A 19230-nucleotide genomic window follows, 5' to 3' on the forward strand; every position below is an offset into this window, starting at 1 on the left:
AACCAACCTGCGGGGGCCGGGAACCCGCCCCCCGCAGCATGTACGCCCATGACAACACCACCGCAGAGTTCTCTTTCCTCACGCAGACCTACCGCGAGCAGGCTGCTGCGCGCCCTGCCCCTGACCCTCGGCATTATTATTCTGGCCGGCCTGGTCTACCTATCCATGACCACCGGCACCTACAATATCGCCGAGCACGAAGGTGGCGAATTCATGTACTTCGCCACCCGCATCCCCCGCACCGCCTCCCTGGTGCTGGCCGGCGCCGCCATGGCCATGTGCGGGCTGGTTATGCAGCTGCTGACCCAAAATAAATTCGTGGAACCCACCACCACGGGCACCACCGAATGGGCCGGCCTCGGGCTGCTCGTCGTAATGTTCCTGGTCCCGCATACCTCGCTTATCGAGCAGATGCTGGCCGCCATCCTTTTCGCTTTTATCGGCACCATTATTTTCTTCCTGGTGCTGCGCCGGGTCACGCTGCGCTCCTCGGTGATTGTGCCGATTGTGGGGATTATGCTCGGCGCGGTTGTCAGCGCCATTTCCACGTTCTTCGCCCTCAAAACTGACACCCTGCAAACCCTAGGGGTGTGGTTCCAGGGCAGTTTCGCTAATGTGGTGGCCGGGCGCTACGAACCGCTGTGGATCGTTCTTATCGCCACGGTGCTTATTTTCATCCTGGCCGACCGCCTCACGGTGGCGGGCCTGGGTGAGGATGTGGCCACCGGCCTGGGCGTGAATTACAACCTCATCGTGCTGCTCGGCACCGGGGTGATCGCCCTGACCACCGGCGTGGTCACCGTGGTGATCGGCCGCATTCCCTTCCTCGGGCTCATCGTCCCCAATATTATTTCGCTGCTGCGCGGGGATGATCTGCGCTCCAACCTCCCCTGGGTGTGCGTTTTCGGGGCCGGGATCCTCACGGTCTGCGACCTGGTATCCCGCACCCTCATCGCTCCCTTTGAAATCCCGGTGTCACTGATCCTCGGCACCCTGGGAGCGGCCGTGTTCATCTTCCTTATTCTGCGGCAGCGCCGGAGGCTCTCATGAGCGTCGTCGTACCACAATCTCCCGAAAAATCTTGTGCCACGGGCGCAGCTCCCCGCCACGCGGGTGCCTTCGCGACCCCGCGGGCGCGGCGGCGCTACTGGCTGCTGCTCATCGGCATCGCGCTACTCGGCGTGGCTTTCACCGCGCTCTATTTTGTGTGGAATATTCCGGTGGCGGTGGGAAGCGAGGGCTTCTGGATTATTACCCGGATGCGAGCCGAGGCGGTGTTTTCGATTCTGCTGGTGGCCTTTTGCCAGTCGCTAGCCACCCTCGCGTTCCAGACGGTGACCACCAACCGGATTCTTACGCCGTCGATTATGGGTTTCGAGTCGCTGTATTCGGTGATTCACACCTCCACGATTTTCTTCTTCGGGGTGGCCGGATTCGTGGCTTTCACCGGGGTGCGGGCCTTCCTCATCCAGGTGGCGATTATGGTGGCGTGTGCGCTGGCGCTGTACGGCTGGCTGCTGCGCGGTAAGCTCGGCAGCCTGCATATTATGCTGCTTATCGGCATTATTATCGGCACTGGCTTGGGCTCACTGTCCGCGTTTATGCAGCGTATGCTCACGCCCTCCGAATTTGATGTGCTGTCCGCGCGCATGTTCGGCACCATCGCGAATGCGCGTTCGGATGTGTTCGTGGCGGCGCTGCCGCTAGCGCTCGGGGCGGGCCTGGCGCTCCTCCTCATTTCGCGTTCCCTCAACGCGATTGCGCTGGGGCGCGATGTGGCGGTGTCGCTGGGCGTCAATCACCTGCGGATGCTGCTCATTTCGCTCACACTTATCGCGGTGCTGGTCTCGGTGTCCACGGCGCTGGTGGGGCCGATGACGTTCTTCGGTTTCCTCGTGGCAACCCTCACCTACCAGGCGGCGGATACCTACGATCACCGTTTCCTCTTCCCCATGGCCGCCGTGATTGGTTACGCGGTGCTCATGGGTGGCTTCTTCGTGATGAAAAATATTTTCTCGGCGGAAGGCGTGGTCTCCATCATTATTGAGCTGGTGGGCGGCCTGACGTTCCTCGTCGTCGTATTGAGAAAGGGGCGGTTGTAATGCGCCACCGCAAGAAAACAGCAGGCACGCATCTTGAGGTTCCCGCGCCGGTGCCGCCGGTGGTCTCCCCGCATCTGCGTGCGGCCGATCTGAGCTGCGCCGATCCGATGATCCGTATGGAGGGCACCCGCCGCGATTACAGTTCGGAGGTGCGGATCGGCCCGGTCACCTTGGATATTCCGCACGGCGGGGTGACGGCCCTGGTGGGTCCGAATGGTGCGGGCAAGTCCACGCTACTCACGATGATTGGGCGGCTTATGCGTATGGACGCGGGCGCGATTGCGGTGGCGGGTCTTGATGTGACGACGACGAAATCCGCCGATCTTGCCAAGATTCTCGCGATTCTGCGCCAGGAAAATCACTTCGTTACCCGCCTGACGGTGCGTCAGCTGGTCGGCTTCGGGCGTTTCCCGTATTCGAATGGGCGCCTGACCGCCGAGGATGAGAAGATCATTTCCCGCTATATTGATTTCCTTGGGCTGACCGAGCTGGAAGGGCGCTACCTGGATGAGCTCTCCGGTGGGCAGCGCCAGCGCGCCTACGTGGCGATGGTCCTCACCCAGGAAACCGATTGCGTGCTGCTGGACGAGCCGCTCAATAACTTGGATATTTCGCATTCGGTGCAGATGATGCGCCACCTGCGCCAGGCCGCGGACGAGCTTCACCGCACCATCGTGCTGGTTATCCACGATATTAATTTCGCGGCACGCTACTCGGATCGCATTATTGCCATGCGCGAAGGCGTGGTCATGGATGCCGGCACCCCGGCGGATATTATGACCCCGGAGCGCCTCTCCGCGATTTTCGACGCGGAGATCGACGTGATCCCCGGCCCCTGCGGCCCGGTCGCGATTTATTAGCCTGAGGCGTGCGTGCTGGGCGCAATGAGAATTGCACGGCCCAGCACGGAGATTATTTTCATTCATGTAGGCCCTGCGTTGACCCTGATACAGAACCTCCCGAGGAGTGAACCTGGTTAATGACAAATTAGCCAGTTCATTCCTCGGGAGGACTTTGATGAAACACAAGGCTACACCATCACGGATGGCGACATAAGAAAACTAGACTTCTTCTAATTGCAAAGCCTTAGTTTCTTTCGCGAACATATAGATGCCCGCGCCGATGAAGAGCAATACCGCGAAGATGACGAAGGGCACCAGAACCACTTCCGGGGTCGGTTTACCTCCTCCGATCATCGCTCCCACCATGTAGGGACCGAATATCTTTGCCGTGGCACCTATCCCGTACCCCAGGCCGAGCCCGGTGGAGCGAGCCTCGTTGGGGAATTGCTCGGCACCGAAGGCGTTCAAGATACCGAAGGCGCCGTCACCAAAGGCCATGGCAATGAGGATGCCGATGAAGAAGATAATCCCGGCTGAGTATCCATCCATTTGGCTGGCAAAGGCCGCAATTAGGCAGCCGATACCGCCAAGGACGCCCCAGATCAGCATGGTTGTGCGCCGCCCGATGCGGTCAGAAATCCACGCTGAGCCCAAGCGTCCGAGCAGATCTGCCAGGGAAACACCCATGAACATGTAGACCACCGTGGAGATATCGAACTTGAAGGATTCGCCGAGGATGGCCTGTCCCCAGGACTGAATGGTGAAGGAACCTAAGATGAAACAGAAGGAGCCAAAGGTAACAATCGCCAACGCTTTGGGATACTTGGTGAAAATAACTCCGTATGATGCCGCTTGCTTTTGTTCATAAACAGGAAGCTCACCCACTTCTTCAACGGGAATCTGGAGTGCCCAGGCATAGGCCTTGCGTGCATCTTCCACCCGACCGCGCGACACCAGGTAGCGCGGCGACTCCGGGACGAAGAAGGCCCACGCCACGAGAACAACGGGTACACACCCCAGGGCAATGAGTCCTTTCCATCCCAAGGGTTCACCGAGGAACTTTGTTGCCAAGGACCCTAAGAAAATACCCAGAGGAATGAAAACCGAGGTCAGACCAGAGAGTAAGCCACGCTGTTTCGCGGGAACGAATTCCTGGACATAGGGGATAGAAGTGATGTTCAGACCCCCAACCCCGATGCACACACCAACGCGGTAGAGAGCCAGTAACAGCCATTGACCGGGCGTGATGGTCAGACACAGAGCCGTGAATACCACCAAAACCACGATGCAACTAATGAAAGCGGTTTTACGTCCGAAGCTGTCGGCGAGGCGGCCCCACATAATCGCTCCGACTACGGTACCCACGCCGGAAGCCGCTCCGATGATGCCGGCTTGCATTCCGGTGAGTTCCCAGCCTGGAGTTTTCATCAACAGGGCGATGACGAAGCCAATGAGGAACAAATCGAAGAACTCCGAAATGTTACCCACCACGGTCATGCCGATCAAACTGCGCTGGTTGCGGGTTAGCGGACGGGAGTCAACTTGCTGCATTGCAGTTACAGAACTACTCATCATTAATTCTCCTTTACACGTCGCCACTTCTAGCGCAAGATGTCAGAGTTGTCGGCAGTTTCCAGTTCGCCGTGGCTGATACGGGTTAAGTCACCGTGATGTGTTAGCGCGATCTTCGCGGTTCGCATCCCAATCCGTACCCCGGCATCGAGATCGCCATTGAGATAGCCATACAAGGTACCGCCTACGAAGGAATCTCCGGCCCCGGGCCGATCCATCACGGGCACACGTTCCACGTCGTAGACCTTCTCGCCTTCAGCGGTAGAAGAATAGGTGCCGTCCAGTTGATCCGTGGAAACAACCACCGGAACCTCGAGGAATTCGCGCAGGTCGTGGCAAACTTGCGGGCCGCTACCCTTGAGCCCGAAAACCGAGCCAGCATCCCTGCGGGAACAGAACACGATGGAAGACTTCCGGGCAATCGGTTCTAGCACCTTACGTGCCTGGGCGCCGTCCCACAGGAGGGATCTGTAGTTGACGTCAAGCGCTACTTTGATTTTCCGCTCATGGGCCTGATCAACGAAGTAGGTCAATACCTTAGCGGTTTTTTCCGTCAAAGCAGCAGTGATACCGGTGACGAACACCATCTTGGTATCTAGCATGTCATCCCAGTTGACATCGTCGATGTCAATGTCCCGAAATGGGGTGTGTAAACGGTCATAGGTGACCTTGCCGGGTAGCGGCATCTCGCCTGGTTCAAGGAAATAGAGTGCCACCCGCCCTTCTTTCCGCATCACTACGTTAGACAGGTCGATCCCGGCCGAACGGAATTCCGAGAGAACCCTTTCGGAAAGGCCGCTTTCGGGCAGTACCGTACACCAAGCCGTTTTCTTGCCTAGCTGGGCCAGTAATCCGGCAACATTCGCTTCAGAACACGCGGCGGTCATCTTTAATCCCCGGGAGGAAACGAGGTGTTCTCCTTTGGGGCAGGTCAGCCGAATCTGACCTTCACCAATGGTGGTTAATTCGTACTTCATTGTCGAACTCCTAAACTTGCATTCATAGTGCCGTACCGATTTTGGTAACGATCATGATTGGCTAATACTTCCTCAGCTGGCAGATCCTCAATCTGCCCGAGGCCGGTGGCGATCGCGACGGTGCGAGCCACATCCTCTACCATCACAGCAGCTTGTAGCGCCTTGGCAATAGACGAACCAATAGTGAACACGCCATGCTGCTTCATCAATATGGCAGGGGAATCCCCGATGGAACGGATGACCTCCGCTCCGATTTCATCGCTGCCGATTCTGGCATACCCTCCACAAGGAATAGGGCCGCCGAATTCATCCGCGATGGCTGTTAGGCAACAGGGGATGGGTTTCCCTACCGCCGCAAATGCGGTGGCGTAGCGGGAATGAGTATGAATGACCGATTTGACATCCTTTTTGTGTTGGTAGATATAGAGATGTGAGCTCGTATCCGAGGACGGTCCGTGTTCCCCTTCCACTACCCGGCCGTCGGGAGCCACGACCACCATGTCCTTGGGTGTCATGTCTTCGTAGCGCATCCCCGAGGGTTTAATGACGATGTAGCCGGTTTCCTCGTCAATGGCGGAAAGGTTCCCGCCTGTCCAGGCAACCAATCCGTGACGTGGTAGTTCTAAGTTGCCGGCACACACTTCTTCGCGTAATTGCTCGAGCATAGTTACGGTTACGTCCTTTCTGGGGGAATGACGATAATGTTTGATTGCCTCAGGAGCACCTCAAGATATTCGCGTGCGGCGATGCACTTCGCGATTGAGTCCGGAGCGTCGTCGTTCCACATTTCGAGCATGATTCTGCCACTCCAGTTCTGACGCGCGAGTTCTCGGAAGGCTGCCGGGAAATCGACACATCCCTCGCCCAGCGGTATCCGTCGAGGTTGTCCGGGAAGTACGTCTTTGACGTGCAAAGCGACCATGCGCCCTTCCCCCGCTGCCAATTCGCTGGTTGCATCCCCGCCGTGTTCGGCAATGTTGCCGATATCGGGGTAGATGCGCAGCCAGGGCGAGGGCAGCTGCTCGAGAACTTTGACCACGTCAGGTATAGCTGCGAGGTCGTTCCCATCCACATTTTCGATAGCGAGGATAATGCCGCGTTGTTCCGCGTAGGGTAAGGCGAGGGCAAGAGTTTCCAGGTAGCGTTGCGCCGCATCGGGGTCGTGAGGTTCGTAGTAGGCGTAGTAACCCGCCACTTGCACGACCGGAATACCCATGTCCACACAGAAATCAATCGCTTTCCGGTACAGTTCAAGGGCTCGCTGGCGCATCTGCGGGTCTTGTGAACCAGGCATGACTGCCCGATGCGCCGAAAGACAGATGCCCCCTAAACGGATATGGGCCTGCCTTGCTGCTTCCCGCACGTTCTGCCGTTGGCGGTAATCCCACTCGAGGCGCTTCATGCGCTCGACGCTTTCATCGATGGAAAGATCCACGAAGGAAAACCCAGCTTCCCTGGCGTTGCGGAAAAATACACCCCAGTCATCTGTGCTAGGCAAGGCTTTTTCGTAGATTCCCAGGGTGACAGTGGATTCTTTTCGCTGCGTCACGCGTTCCACACCTGCCTTATCTTGGTTTGCAGGGCGGTGGCGGCCGCCAGGGGATCTTCGGCCTGGGTGATAGTGCGACCCGCGATGATGATATCCGGGTATTGCCCCGAGAATGCGTCGAGGTCAGCCACGCTCATCCCTCCGGTGATAGTTACCGTGAAACCGAGTTCCTTCAACTGCGCGATGCGTTCGAAGTCATGAGGTCCCCAGGTGAGTTTCCCCGCGGCTTCCAAGTCACGCGAGCGCTTCACGATGGCGTGTTTCACCCCAATATCCGCCCACTTCCGGGCTTTTTCCAGGGTGTAGTGTTCCTCAGCCAGTTCCACTTGCACCTCGCCGTGGAAACCTTCGGCTACCTTGACCACCTGTTCAATAGTGGTCAGCGATGCACCCGCCACGCAGGACACCCACGACGCTCCCGCCTCGAAGCAATTCCGGGCAATGAGGGAACCCGCTTCCGCGATGCGTACATCGGCCAGAATCGGTTTTTCGGGAAACAAAGCGCGGATTTCTCGCACTGCCCGTAGGCCTTCATTGATAATCAAGATGGTGCCGCACTCGATAATGTCAATCTGGGAGTGCGCTTTTTGCAGGGGCGCCAGCGCGTCTTCCATAGTTAAGGTATCGAGGGCAATTTGCAGTTGTGGCCGCATCTTAGCTGTCCTTACGCATGGTGAAGAAGCGCTGCGCGTTGTACATCAGCAGGTCTTCCACGTAAGCGCGATCAAAACCTTCGTCGAGCATGCGAGGTCCATCCACGGCAGGATTGAAGTCAACCCCTGTCACGGAACCGTAGGCTTTCTGATAGGAGGCCTTACCCGAGTCGGTTCCCAGGATAATCCGCTTGCCGTATCCCAGTTTTCCAAGTTCGCGCAGCTCCATGATCCGGTTGGAATCCGGTTGGTACTTGATTCGGTGAGTGCCGTCAATCTCCAGCCAGGCTCCGGTATCGAGGATTTGCTTCAAATACCACACATCGGCATTGCGCTGGATGTGGCCGATGGCAATCTGGTCCGCCGGCACACCGAGCTTAATGAGCTCCCGAGCCTGTTCAATCCCGCAGGTGCCGTACGTGGTGTGCGTGTTAATCGGTGCACCTGTCTCAATGGAAGCAATAGCGCATGCCCGCATGCACTTGTATTCAAAATCGGTAATCATGCCGTAGGAAGTCGCGACTTTGATACACCCGGCCTTCATCTTGGTGCGTTCCACGATAGGCCCGGAGTAGTCGAAACGGTCGATACCTTCTGTAATGTCTTTAATCAACAGGTCGGCAATCTGGTTGACCGTGTAGCGGCTGACCCAGTGCGAACGGGTCTCGAGGTAGACCTTTTCGCGGTGGAAACCGGTGCAGGCAATCACCTGCAGATTCGGCACCCGGTTATTAACTTCCAGCAACTTCTCCAGGTCACGCCCCGAGTTAGCCGGACACATGTCCACAACCGTGCCGCCGTGAGGACTCCACTTCAGCGAAGCCTCGGCAAAGTATGTTCCTTCTTCGACGGCCTTGTCCACATCCGCCAGCAAATGATCGGGGTCAATGTACACTTCCCCGGCTCCCGTACGAATCAAGTGGTCATGCGCATTTACAACCCCGAGGGTCTCCGGCGCCACATCACCTTTGATTGTGCGTGCGTAACTCATTGCATTCTCCTTTGATTGCAACTGACTACCTCTATCTGAGGCCTGGCATTCAGCGTAGATAGAGTTTGTCAAGCAGAAAAGGAGTATTTTGAACATATGTTCCGTGAATTGATGAATGAGCACCAGATTCACGCCGAATAACGGCGATAATCATCACTCCGAAAGTGGTGCTATCAGCTATGCTGAACATATGTCCAAGGAAGCACATACTATTTATGACCGCGAGCACCTCGAATTACTCCTGGAAGTTTCCAAAAGGTACTACCTTGATAATGCCAAGCAAAGCGACATAGCTGCTGAAATTGGCTACTCTCGAGTGACGGTTTCCCGGTTATTGGCACAGGCTCGCGCGGCCGGGATTGTGAAAATAGAAATTTCCCATCCCTCGGCACGTCTCCTTGGTTTGGAGCAACAGCTACTCGATACCTACCAGCTCAAGGAAGTACGAGTGGTCGCCACCAGCGAAGCGGACACTAAATCTGCCATTGGCTCCGCCGCGGCAGATGTGTTGCTGGCACATTGCAACCCTCGTTCTACCGTGGCAATTTCTAATGGTCGCGCGGTGTCCGCTACGGTAGCGAAACTGCCCCGACGCACCTGGACCTCGTCTTGTGTCGTTCCTATTCTGGGAATGACCGGTTCGGGACTCCCCTTCATAGATAGCCCGGATTTATGCCGAGCCGCCTCGAAGAAACTCGGGGGCAACCACTGGGTTCTTCCCGTACCGCTGGTGTTTGAAACCGAGTTAGCTGCGCAGGCGATGAGCCAGGAACCATCGGTGCATCGCACCTTGGATTTAGCCGCTCGTGCCGATGTGGCATTGGTGGGAGTCGGGGCGGTGTCCATAGCTGGTTCTAGCCCCTTGCTGCGCAAATGGATCACCCATCCGATTCAACGTGAGCTGGCTCGGAAACACGCGGTGGCGCACCTCAACGGGCACTACCTTAACGCCCAGGGAAAGCATGTTGATGTGTCCTTGTGCCGCCGTACCGTGTGCCTCCACCCCTCTAAACTGCGCGATATCCCTTTTGTGGTGGGGGTGGCTTACGGCACGGAAAAGGTTGCCGCTATAGAAGCAGTGCTGGTGGGTGGCTATCTTGACGCCTTGATTACCGACGATTACACCGCTGCGGCTCTCGTTGAAGAGGTCTAACTCGCCGGTGGCTTATCGATCACCGAGCCGTTCACGGAGCGGAAGTCCCAGACGGTGCGGCAGGCCATATTTTCCTCCCGAGCCTGTCCGTCCGGCCCGCGCACTTCCTGAGTGAAATCGGGGCTTTCCACCATGTAATCCACGTATTCGATCACCCCGGTGCGCCGGTTATATCCCACGCTGCCCGCGAGAATGACCCAGTCGCCATCCTGCGCGCAGGTATCCATGAGCTGGGTACCCAGTGAAGGAAGTTTCGTGCCTTGACGCAGTTCCCCCGATACAACCCCGCGCTCATTTTCGGCGCCGTAATCGGCGCTGCGAATCAGGAACCGCATATCGTCCTTCGAAAGCGGCGCCAGGCTCGCCTTATTGGGAGGCTGCCCGTTGATGGTATATTCGAGCACCTTATCCCCGTCATAGCGCTGCACCAGCTCATTGACGCTGAGTCGCGAAGCCCAATCATCCAGGCCAGAGCTGTTATTGGTGCGCAGCACCCCGACCTCGAACTCCGTCATGCCATCGACCGCACGCAGAGCTTCCGCCATGATCGCCTCCCCCGATGCGGGTTCCGCACCGGGCGAGCCAGCCGCAGCAGGCGAGGGCGCTGCATTGCTTGATGACCCCGCCGCGCCCGCCGTTGGGGTAGCGCTTGCCGAACCGGCCGACGGTGCCGGGGTGCTTGCGGCCTGCTGCGGCGTCGTCGTGCTACTACAGGAAGCGAGGGCCGCAACCGCGCAGATTCCCGCGACGCTGCGGAAAATATTCTTTCGTGCCATACCTCATGCTACCGCCGCACGGCGCGTAAGTGTGACGGGCACCGCAACCCGGCGCGCCCGCACCGTTCGAGCACCGCCCACACCGTTGCGCACCGCCCGCGCCGTTGCGTCACCGCCCGCGCCGTCCCAGCCCCATTGCGCCCCGCACCCAAGAAACATTCACCCGCCGTCCAGCTTCCTTGCCTAGAATCGTTTTTTATGAACGACGCCGCACCCGCGCAGCGGGACTTTGACTCGACCGCGCCCGGCCCGGCGCCCACCGCCCCGGCCCCCGCCGCAAGCAAACCCGCGCAACGGGAACCCGAGTCCCTCGCCCTGACCGATCCCGCCACCGACCCCACCACCGGCAACGAGCACGTGCCCGCGAGCGACCCGGCCCTTGGGCTCAGCGCCGCGCAGGCCGCCCAGCTCGCCGCGGAGGGCAAGGCGAATACCCTCCCGGACCGCTCGGGGCGCTCGGCCGCGCAGATTGTGCGCGATAACGTTTTCACCCGCATTAACTTCATGCTCGGCGTGCTATTTATTGCCGTGATTCTCACCGGTTCGTGGATCAATAGCGCTTTCGGCCTGCTCATTATTGCGAACTCGATTATCGGCATTATTCAGGAGCTGCGCGCCAAGCACACCCTCGATTCCCTGGCGGTTATCGGCGAAGCACATCCGCGAGTGCGCCGCGAGGGCGAGGTGCACGAAATCGCGCGCGAAGAGGTGGTGCTCGGCGATATTATCGTGGTCGCCGCCGGCGAGCAGGTCGTGGTGGACGGCCTCGTCACCGAAGCCGATTACCTCGAGGTGGACGAATCGCTCCTCACCGGCGAATCCGATTCCATCCACAAGGAACCCGGCGCCGCGATGATGTCCGGCTCCTTCGTCTCCTCCGGCTCGGGCAGCTACCGCGCCACCCGCGTGGGCGCCGACGCCTACGCCGCCAAACTCACCTCCGCCGCCTCGAAATTCTCGCTCGTCGATTCCCAGCTGCAAAACGGGATCGACCGCATCCTCAAAGCCATCACCTGGGTGCTGGTGCCCGTGGGGCTGCTGACCATCTGGGGCCAGATCCGCGTGGTGGGCCTGGATTGGGCCGCCATCGGCGCGCACTGGCGCGACATCGTGCTCTCGGTCACCGGCGCGCTGGTGCCGATGATCCCCGAAGGCCTGGTGCTCATCACCTCGACCGCTTTCGCGCTGGGTGTGATCCGGCTCGGACGCCTGAACGTGCTGGTCAATGAGCTGCCGGCCATCGAAGGCCTCGCGCGCGTGGATACCGTCGCCGTGGACAAAACCGGCACTCTTACCGAAAATACCCTGCGTTTCGCGGGGCTCGAGTTGGTGCCCGGCGCGGCTGTGAGCAGCGGTTCTGATTCCGGTTCTGATTCCGGCGGCGCGAGTTCTTGCGCCGGTTCCAGTTCCGGCACCGCGCGGGAACAGCACGACGACGCCGCCACTTCCGCCGCGCGCGCTCAGGCCACCGCCCGGGAAGCCCTGGCCCAGCTGGGCGCGGCCGACCCGGCCCCGAACTCCTCCATGGAAGCCATCCAGGAAGCCCTCGGCGCGCCGGCCCAGCCGTGGGAGGTAGCCGAGCGCCAGCCGTTCACCTCGGCAAAGAAGTGGTCCGGGGTGAGTTTCGCCAATGGCCAGCACTGGATTATGGGCGCCCCGGATGTGCTCCTCGATCTGGCGAGTGCGGACGGCCCGGCGGGCGCCGCCGCCCCAACTAGCGCCGTCGTTCCAACTAGCGACCCCGCCGCAGGCAGCGCCGCCACGTCTAGCAACCCGGCCCTCGCCGCCGCCCGCGAGCGCGCCGCCGCCATCGCCGCCACCGGCCAGCGCGTGCTGCTCCTGGCCCGCAGCGATACGCCGGTCACGGCCGCGAACGCGCCCGGCAACCTCGAGCCGCTCGCTTTTATTCTGCTAGACCAGAAAATCCGCCCGGACGCCTCCGATACTCTGCGCTATTTCGATTCGCAGGGCGTGGCGGTCAAAGTCATATCCGGCGATAATGCCGCGGCGGTCGGTGCGGTGACCACGCAGCTCGGCGTCGATGTGGGCACTCCCGTGGACGCGCGCACCATCCCGGAGGCGAGCTTCGCGGAAACGATCAACGAGAATGCCGTATTCGGGCGGGTGACCCCGGATCAGAAGCGCGCCATGGTCGCGGCGCTGCGCGGGGCGGGACACACTGTCGCGATGACGGGCGATGGCGTCAATGACGTACTCGCCCTCAAGGACGCCGACCTGGGCATCGGCATGGGTTCGGGCACCTCCGCCACTCGCTCGGTCGCGAAAATCGTGCTCCTCGACGATAAATTCGCCTCCCTCCCACATGTGGTGGGCGAAGGCCGGCGCGTGGTCGGAAATATCGAACGCGTGGCGCGGCTTTTCCTCACCAAAACGGTGTATTCGGCGGTGCTCGCCATCGCGGTGCTACTCTTCGCACTGCCCTATCCCTTCGTACCAATTCACGTGACGATCACCGGCTGGTTCACCATCGGCATCCCGGCCTTCCTCCTCTCCCTGCCGCCGAATAACGACGCCGCCCGCCCCGGTTTCGTGCAGCGCGTCATGCGTTTCGGTTTCCCGGCGGGCCTGATCGTGGGGGTTGCGACTTTTATTACCTACGTCATGTTGTACGACGGCGCAGCTAGCTCGGCATATGCGACTCAGGTGTCCACCGCGACGCTCCTGACGATGATTATTGCCTCCTCGTGGGTGCTCGTGGTGGTGGCCCGGCCCTATGTCTGGTGGAAGATTCTTCTTATTTTGCTGCCGCTGGTGGGTTACGGGGTGATTTTCCTGTGGCCCCTCACGCAGCGCGTGTTCATGCTGGATTCCTCTAACTCCGGGGCGATGGCCCTGGGCACGCTGGTGGGTGCGGTTGGCGCGGCGCTAATCGAGGCGCTGTGGTGGTTCTTGGGGCTACGCTTCGGGGAGCCGGCTCGGCTCTGGCAAAGCGCGGAGCAGCGGGCCGCGCAGCGCACCCAGGCTGAGCTGCGTAAGAAGGCGACGGCGGAGCGGCGCGCGGGGGATGGCGCGAGGGTGAGTGTGGCGGCTGCGGTGAAGTAGCACGGGCTGAGCTGCGCGTGAGGCTGGACGCGCGTGACACTGAATGCGAGCGCGAAGTAGCGGATGTTTCTCTGCTGGCCGAAGGCCCCTGAGCTTGGCAAACGCGAAACTTGCTTGCCGCTCCCGGCCGCTCTCTGATTGAATGAATGTGGCTTGGCTCGTGTAACCGGGCGCTCCGGCATATCCGGAGGCGCGCGGAAAGCGGCTAGCCACCTGTCACATCGGGGGCGTTTTCGCCGGTTACCGTACGCGGTCAGCGCGTGGAGTTGCCGGGCGCCGCTCCCGCGCATCGTTAGGATTTATCGTGAGCGAAGAAGACGCAACCCGTTCGCCGCAGGGCGGCGAACCCACCCGAGCTTTCCCTCCGCACGGCTCCGAGAACACCACTCCCGGCACGGGCAGCGCGCCCGAAGCCGCCGGCGCAGCTGATGCTGCCAGCGCGCCCACCCAAGCTTTTTCCACGCCCAGCTCACCTTCGGGCGATTACCCCACTCAGGCCTACGGTGCACCTACCGCCGCTTATCCCGGTCAGGGCCAGTATGGCGCCGCCGGGCAGGGCGGGCAGTACGGAGCCGGACAACCCGGGCAAGCCGGGCACTACGGCGGCCCCGCATATCCGGGAGCTCAGGCCGGCGCCGGCACCGGCACCCAGTATCCCGGCCAGGCTGGCCAAGGCAATCACTACGGCAGCCAGGCTGGTTACCCGCAGCGGGGTAATTATCCGGGTCAGGCCCCGCAATACGGTTCCGGCCAGGGCGGGCAGTACGGCGGCCCGGGCTATCCCGGCGGGCAATATGGCGGCGCCGGCTACCCGGGCGGCTCGGGCAATCAGTACCCCGGCGCAGGTGGCCCGAACGGACCTGGCGGCCCGAATGGTCCGCGCGGGAGTTATCCGGTCGGCTACGGTCAGCAGCCCAAGCAGAGCAAAACCGGCCTGTTTGTTGGTATCGGCGTGGGAATCATCGCGTTGATCGCTCTAGTTGTTGGCCTTATTTTCTTCCTCAACCGGGATAAGGCCAGCGATGATGCGCAGCCCGATCCCAGCTCGGTTCCTTCGGTTAGCGCACCCGCCACCCCGGACGCCACGGCCGCTCCGGAAACCAGCAAGGCACCCATCCTTGATTCGCCTACCACGCCCGCCCCCGCACCCTCCGGTGACTCGGGCGGCTCAACAGGTAAGGACGGCAAAGAAGGGCTGACCTACACCTACCCGCCGGAAAAAATCGCAGCGCTCTTCGATACCTTCCTCAAGGACCCGAGCTTCACCGCAGCATTTGGTAAACCTGCGCGTGACGACGTCGGCACCTGCATCGGCAATGCCGCACAGGGCAAGCTATCCGACCAGTTCATCGATGTCATCGAACGCGCCAGCAAGGGCGACATCATGGCCGGCAACGAAATTGAGGACCCCAAGTTCATGACTGACCTGCTCAACTTCATCCTCGTCATGGACTCCTGCGGAATAGATATCACAATGCAGTAGGGGCGTCGCCCTCATCAGCACCCCCGTGGGCCTATTGCGCATTCATTCACCCGGGCGCCGATTCCTTTCACGGAATTAGCGCCCGGGTGCTTTGCATTCTGGCCCGGGCCGCTACCTCGCCGCCGCGGCTCGCTGGCCCAACCGGCTGGCTCCGCCCGCCGCCTCGCCGGACTTGCTCACCGTCCCGGACTTTCTCACCTCCCCGGCCCACATCACTGCATATTATGCGCGTGGCCACATAGGCGTCGTCGTACATGCCCTGCATCACAGGCCGTACCCTGCCGAAAACACGGGCGGGCAGGTACACTCAGAGCCCCAAGGAGGTTATGTTATGCATAATAATAATTATTATCATTGTGAGCACGGCGACCACGCCGGCGGGCAATGCACCTGCGCTCAGCGCAGTTCTGGCGCCTCCGCCGCATCGGCGTCGGAGGAGAGCACGCCATCCGAGGAGGATGGCGAATCATTTAGCGTGGCCGGCCAAAACGGCGAAAATGGCGAAGTTAGCGAGGATGGCGACAACGCGCACCTATGCCACCTGGCTCGTACGCCCACCGCGGTAGCTCCCGCTGCCGGTCATGATCATGCCAGCGGCCATGAGCACGGGCCCGGGCATGTGCACGGCGCCGGGGCGCAACGCGGGCGCATCGCCTGGGCGCTCGGTATTACTTTCTCGATTCTGATCGCCGAGGTGATCGGGGCGTTCTGGCTCGGCTCGCTGGCCCTCCTTGTGGATGCCGGCCATATGCTCACCGATAGCGCCGGCCTGGTCATGGCGCTGGTGGCCGCTCACCTCACCACCAAACCCGCAACCAACCGCCGCACCTGGGGTTATGCTCGGGCGGAGATTATTTCCGCGTGCTTGCAGGCGACGCTGCTCCTCGGCGTGGGTATTTTCGTGATCATCGAAGCGATCAAACGCCTGACCGACCCGCCGGAGATGCCGGCTGCGCCGCTGCTGATTTTCGGCATTATCGGCCTGCTGGGCAATATCGCTTCCATGCTGATCCTCTTCACCGGGCGCGGCGCCAGCCTCAATATGAAGGCCGCCTTCCTGGAAGTTTGCAATGACGCGCTCGGTTCGGTTGCGGTGATCGTGGCGGCGGCGTCGATCTACTTCACCGGCTGGGGCGGCGCGGACGCGATTGCCGCGATCCTCATCGGAATTCTTATTATTCCGCGTGCGCTGCGGATTCTGTCCACTGCGCTCAACGTGTTGATGGAGGCGACGCCGCAGGGCCTGGACCTGGACGAAGTGCGCCAGCATATGGAGAATCTGCCGCACGTGATTCGGGTGCATGATATGCATGCGACGACGGTCGCCACCGGGCTGCCGGTGCTCAGCGCCCACGTGGTGGTTGAGGATGAGTGCTTCTTCGACGGGCACGCCCCGCGGATCCTCGATCAGCTCCAGCAGTGCGTCGCCGAGCATTTCCCGGTCAAGGTGGAGCATTCCACTTTCCAGCTGGAGCCGGCCGAGCATAGCAAATGTGAGTACGTGCCGCATGGGTAGAGAGTGGCGCTAAGCGCGGGCGGTGAGTAAGCACTGGGCCGCGAGCATCTATACCGCGAGCGTGACCGAAAGCAACCGCAGACCGCTGATAAGAACCGCAGACACGTGTGGGGGCACCCCAATCGGAGGTGCCCCCACACGTGTTTTTGCTAGTGCCTTAGCGGGATAGCGAGCCGGCAGAATAACCGGCAGAATAGAGCACCGGCAATTAGCAAGCAGCCCTAAGAATTCTTGCGGCGAGTAGCCACGAGGGCTCCGCCTGCCAGAACAAGCATGCCACCCAGAGCGAAGGGCGCCGCCGCATCACTACCGGTATGGGCGAGGGAACGGCTGCCCGCCTTGGCTACCGTGCCCTGCTTGCCGGGGGTAGCGGTCGCACCGGTTGTGCCGGGCTGGCTGGGTTCACCAGGAGTTCCGGGAGTTTCAGGCGTGCTGGGCGTCGTACCCGATGCCTGCCCAGGCTGACCGGGGTCACCAGGCTGGCCCGGGTTGCCCGGCTGACCCGGAGTTCCAGGCTCACCCGGCTCCGGAGTTTCCGTTCCAGGCTCAGGCGCAGGTTCCGGTGCCGGCTCGGGCTTCGGCTTGACGGTCAGCTTCGCTGTCCGAGTTACCGTGGCACCCTTCTCATCGGTCACCGTGAAGCTCAAATCATAGGTTCCCGGGGTATTCGGGTCATAGGCATTATCCGGGCTGGGCACCGCGGTGCCGCTGGAGGACACCACCATATCCGCGGGATCGAAAGGATCACCCACGGTGATGGTCATATCCTTGAGGCTCAGCTCCGGAGCAGCTTCGATGATGACCCAAGGTTGCTTGACAACTAGCTGCGCCGTCGCCGTACGTTTCACACCCTGCTCGTTCGTCACCGTAAAGGTGAGAGTGTAGGTACCGGGAGTCTTCGGATCGTATACGTTATCCGGGCTGGGCACGGCCGTGCCGCTGGAAGAAACCACCATATCCACCGGATCGAAAGGCTCACCGGCCTTGATTTCCACGTTCTTGAGCGTGAGCTCCGGGGCGGGAATGAGCGGGGTCCAACGCTTCTTGACGATCAGCTTCGCGGTGCGAGTAACCATACCGCCCTTGCTGTCCTTCGCCGTGAAAGTGATGGGGTATTCGCCAGCAACAGCATTGTCATAATCGCCCGCGGGCGTGACAGAGCCACCGTTGGCCGGATCGGTCAGATCCTTGCCGGCAAAATCCGTGGCGGAGACGACCATATCCGAAGGAGTGAATGCCTCACCCTCCCAAATCTCGATGTTCTTCACCTCGAGGGCCGGCTCCTTGGCCCACGCCGCGGTCAGATTGACCACGTTTTGCCGGCGGTATCCCAGCAGCCGGTTCGGGTCAATTTCGTCGAAACGGTAAGGTTTATCCACTGTGTACACGTTGTACTTGTAGGGCGGCTCGACGGCCGGAATATTGAGAGTGCTCTTCCCAATCCACCCGAGGAAGGTGTAACCCTCGCGCACCGGGTCCGTGGGCTTCTGCACGGTGCCGTGCGGGGTGATGAACATGCTGTAGAACGAGCCATCCTGGGCCTGATGCAGCGGATCGGTCGGAATCTTATCGGTCCAGGTACCGCCGTTGAGGTCATAGGTGGCGTAATTGAACTGTTCGTAGGAGATCTGCTGGAAGTAAATATTTTCGGTCGGTTTCACGTCCTTCACGTGGTACGTGAGGACGGCGTCCTTCCCGATCCCGGTCACGCTCTGCTCGAGGTTATCGGGGTAAAGCAGATCCGAGCCCGTGCTGGTAATCTTCCAGCCCGGCTGCATAACGATCTGACCGTTGAGCACCCAGCCCGCCGGAATTCGCTTGTAGTTGTAACGCTTGGCCGGGTCGCTCGGATAGGTAATACTTTCCGAAGGGTTATCTGGATTGTGAGCGGTGAACTCAAATTTTTGTATCTTCTCACCGATCACGTAGTTAAAATCAACAGACTGAGGCGCCGCCTCCGCCCGCAGGGGTTGCCCAACGACGACCATCGCAATAGCAGCGATCACCGCCAGCACCCTCGAAAGGTTTCGCGTGAGCATGTGGTGTGTCCTTACCTTAGATGAGTGATGAGTAAACTCAACTCAAGTAAATCACAATTGGAGAGTTAATTCTTAAGGTATTCAGCGTTTGCGCAGGTCACGACTGTGTGATTGATCATTTTCACAAAAGTTTTATGTTGATTTTACGCCGCGCAGTTTTACGTAACATAAATAATATTTTGCAGATTTTTGGAGCGCTTGCGTTTATGGCGCAGTTTCGTGCGGTACGACGGCGCAGCTGCGGCGACGGCGCAGCTTCGGCCAGCAATGTCACTTCGGCCGACGGCGCAGCTACCGGCCGGGGAAGCTGGGCACCGGGGAATGCCTCAGGATGCAAATTGGGGACCATCGGAGTCGCGTAGTGCAAATCCAGAGCAGAAATCCGGCCAAAATAGTGCGTAGATTTGCACCCTGTTGTGGGCTCGCTGTTGAAGCTTGGGTTAATAGACAAATGGTGGGTCTTATATCCGGGGTTTGCCCCGCCATAGCAACGAAAAGTCGGCCTTATTGAGGT

16 protein-coding genes are annotated in these 19230 nt (G+C 60.3%); 7 read left to right on the forward strand and 9 right to left on the reverse strand.

What is annotated here, in order from left to right; genetic code table 11:
• Nucleotides 1-48: 48 nt before the first annotated feature.
• The 3 genes from ACRQHG_RS06930 to ACRQHG_RS06940 all read left to right on the forward strand — a co-directional run bounded on the left by ACRQHG_RS06930 (nt 49) and on the right by ACRQHG_RS06940 (nt 2962).
• Entirely contained in the window at nt 49-1050 is a 1002-nt protein-coding gene (locus tag ACRQHG_RS06930) for an ABC transporter permease (RefSeq protein ID WP_026429002.1), read from the forward strand.
• Nucleotides 1047-2102 (forward strand): iron chelate uptake ABC transporter family permease subunit, encoded by a 1056-nt coding sequence (locus ACRQHG_RS06935; protein WP_087070057.1) that lies wholly within the window; start codon nt 1047-1049, stop codon nt 2100-2102. Before ACRQHG_RS06930 ends, ACRQHG_RS06935 begins: the two co-directional genes overlap by 4 nt.
• A 107-nt stretch (nt 2103-2209) precedes the next feature.
• Entirely contained in the window at nt 2210-2962 is a 753-nt protein-coding gene (locus tag ACRQHG_RS06940) for an iron ABC transporter ATP-binding protein (protein WP_026429004.1), read from the forward strand.
• Nucleotides 2963-3163: 201 nt separating this feature from the next.
• Here ACRQHG_RS06940 and ACRQHG_RS06945 read toward each other — a convergent pair whose 3' ends face one another.
• Genes ACRQHG_RS06945 through ACRQHG_RS06970 form a run of 6 tightly spaced genes read right to left on the reverse strand, consistent with a single transcriptional unit; the run spans nt 3164 to nt 8686 of the window.
• Complete coding sequence (locus ACRQHG_RS06945; RefSeq protein ID WP_087071139.1) at nt 3164-4516, reverse strand: MFS transporter; 1353 nt, start codon at nt 4514-4516, stop codon at nt 3164-3166.
• A 29-nt stretch (nt 4517-4545) separates the two neighbouring features.
• On the reverse strand, nt 4546-5493 hold the full coding sequence (locus tag ACRQHG_RS06950) for a sugar kinase (RefSeq protein WP_087070058.1): 948 nt from the start codon (nt 5491-5493) through the stop codon (nt 4546-4548).
• Nucleotides 5490-6158, reverse strand: a complete 669-nt coding sequence (locus ACRQHG_RS06955) for an L-ribulose-5-phosphate 4-epimerase (protein ID WP_026429007.1) — start codon at nt 6156-6158, stop codon at nt 5490-5492. The genes ACRQHG_RS06950 and ACRQHG_RS06955 overlap by 4 nt, the downstream gene beginning before the upstream one ends.
• Before the next feature lie 8 nt (nt 6159-6166).
• Nucleotides 6167-7051: an L-ribulose-5-phosphate 3-epimerase gene (locus ACRQHG_RS06960; RefSeq protein ID WP_234984425.1), complete on the reverse strand. Its 885-nt coding sequence runs from the start codon at nt 7049-7051 to the stop codon at nt 6167-6169.
• Complete coding sequence (locus tag ACRQHG_RS06965) at nt 7039-7695, reverse strand: 3-dehydro-L-gulonate-6-phosphate decarboxylase (RefSeq protein WP_087070059.1); 657 nt, start codon at nt 7693-7695, stop codon at nt 7039-7041. The genes ACRQHG_RS06960 and ACRQHG_RS06965 overlap by 13 nt, the downstream gene beginning before the upstream one ends.
• Nucleotide 7696: 1 nt before the next feature.
• A complete protein-coding gene (locus ACRQHG_RS06970; protein ID WP_026429010.1) occupies nt 7697-8686 on the reverse strand; it encodes a phosphotriesterase family protein in 990 nt (329 codons plus the stop codon).
• A 115-nt stretch (nt 8687-8801) separates the two neighbouring features.
• Between ACRQHG_RS06970 and ACRQHG_RS06975 the strand changes: the two genes are divergently transcribed.
• Nucleotides 8802-9839, forward strand: a complete 1038-nt coding sequence (locus ACRQHG_RS06975; protein WP_435719850.1) for a sugar-binding transcriptional regulator — start codon at nt 8802-8804, stop codon at nt 9837-9839.
• On the opposite strand, the gene ACRQHG_RS06980 is transcribed toward ACRQHG_RS06975, so the two are convergent.
• Entirely contained in the window at nt 9836-10615 is a 780-nt protein-coding gene (locus tag ACRQHG_RS06980) for a hypothetical protein (RefSeq protein WP_435711000.1), read from the reverse strand. The genes ACRQHG_RS06975 and ACRQHG_RS06980 overlap by 4 nt on opposite strands.
• Before the next feature lie 198 nt (nt 10616-10813).
• Between ACRQHG_RS06980 and ACRQHG_RS06985 the strand changes: the two genes are divergently transcribed.
• From ACRQHG_RS06985 to ACRQHG_RS06995, 3 genes are all read left to right on the forward strand, one after another.
• On the forward strand, nt 10814-13678 hold the full coding sequence (locus tag ACRQHG_RS06985) for an HAD-IC family P-type ATPase (protein WP_101595631.1): 2865 nt from the start codon (nt 10814-10816) through the stop codon (nt 13676-13678).
• Between the two features lie 304 nt (nt 13679-13982).
• Nucleotides 13983-15161: an SKG-like transmembrane protein gene (locus tag ACRQHG_RS06990; RefSeq protein WP_101595628.1), complete on the forward strand. Its 1179-nt coding sequence runs from the start codon at nt 13983-13985 to the stop codon at nt 15159-15161.
• Between the two features lie 331 nt (nt 15162-15492).
• The gene (locus tag ACRQHG_RS06995) at nt 15493-16677 is read left to right on the forward strand and encodes a cation diffusion facilitator family transporter (protein ID WP_180948684.1); all 1185 of its coding nucleotides are present in this window, start codon (nt 15493-15495) and stop codon (nt 16675-16677) included.
• 221 nt (nt 16678-16898) lie between these two features.
• Here the strand turns inward: ACRQHG_RS06995 and ACRQHG_RS07000 are convergent, their stop codons facing one another.
• Together ACRQHG_RS07000 and ACRQHG_RS07005 are read right to left on the reverse strand one after the other, a co-directional pair.
• A complete protein-coding gene (locus ACRQHG_RS07000) occupies nt 16899-18716 on the reverse strand; it encodes an InlB B-repeat-containing protein (protein WP_087070063.1) in 1818 nt (605 codons plus the stop codon).
• 121 nt (nt 18717-18837) lie between these two features.
• Nucleotides 18838-19230 (reverse strand): hypothetical protein (locus ACRQHG_RS07005; protein WP_435713368.1); only part of this gene is annotated, 393 nt, incomplete at its 5' end.

Origin of the sequence: Actinotignum vesiculae, assembly GCF_051267215.1 — a bacterium.
Taxonomy (GTDB): domain Bacteria; phylum Actinomycetota; class Actinomycetes; order Actinomycetales; family Actinomycetaceae; genus Actinotignum; species Actinotignum schaalii.

Bases quoted from the DNA above. Each gene is read 5' to 3' on its own strand.
- ACRQHG_RS06930 (WP_026429002.1), top strand. From the start codon at position 49: ATGACAACACCACCGCAGAGTTCTCTTTCCTCACGCAGACCTACCGCG.
- ACRQHG_RS06935 (WP_087070057.1), top strand. From the start codon at position 1,047: ATGAGCGTCGTCGTACCACAATCTCCCGAAAAATCTTGTGCCACGGGC.
- ACRQHG_RS06940 (WP_026429004.1), top strand. From the start codon at position 2,210: ATGATCCGTATGGAGGGCACCCGCCGCGATTACAGTTCGGAGGTGCGG.
- ACRQHG_RS06945 (WP_087071139.1), bottom strand. From the start codon at position 4,516: ATGAGTAGTTCTGTAACTGCAATGCAGCAAGTTGACTCCCGTCCGCTA.
- ACRQHG_RS06950 (WP_087070058.1), bottom strand. From the start codon at position 5,493: ATGAAGTACGAATTAACCACCATTGGTGAAGGTCAGATTCGGCTGACC.
- ACRQHG_RS06955 (WP_026429007.1), bottom strand. From the start codon at position 6,158: ATGCTCGAGCAATTACGCGAAGAAGTGTGTGCCGGCAACTTAGAACTA.
- ACRQHG_RS06965 (WP_087070059.1), bottom strand. From the start codon at position 7,695: ATGCGGCCACAACTGCAAATTGCCCTCGATACCTTAACTATGGAAGAC.
- ACRQHG_RS06970 (WP_026429010.1), bottom strand. From the start codon at position 8,686: ATGAGTTACGCACGCACAATCAAAGGTGATGTGGCGCCGGAGACCCTC.
- ACRQHG_RS06975 (WP_435719850.1), top strand. From the start codon at position 8,802: ATGAGCACCAGATTCACGCCGAATAACGGCGATAATCATCACTCCGAA.
- ACRQHG_RS06980 (WP_435711000.1), bottom strand. From the start codon at position 10,615: ATGGCACGAAAGAATATTTTCCGCAGCGTCGCGGGAATCTGCGCGGTT.
- ACRQHG_RS06985 (WP_101595631.1), top strand. From the start codon at position 10,814: ATGAACGACGCCGCACCCGCGCAGCGGGACTTTGACTCGACCGCGCCC.
- ACRQHG_RS06995 (WP_180948684.1), top strand. From the start codon at position 15,493: ATGCATAATAATAATTATTATCATTGTGAGCACGGCGACCACGCCGGC.
- ACRQHG_RS07000 (WP_087070063.1), bottom strand. From the start codon at position 18,716: ATGCTCACGCGAAACCTTTCGAGGGTGCTGGCGGTGATCGCTGCTATT.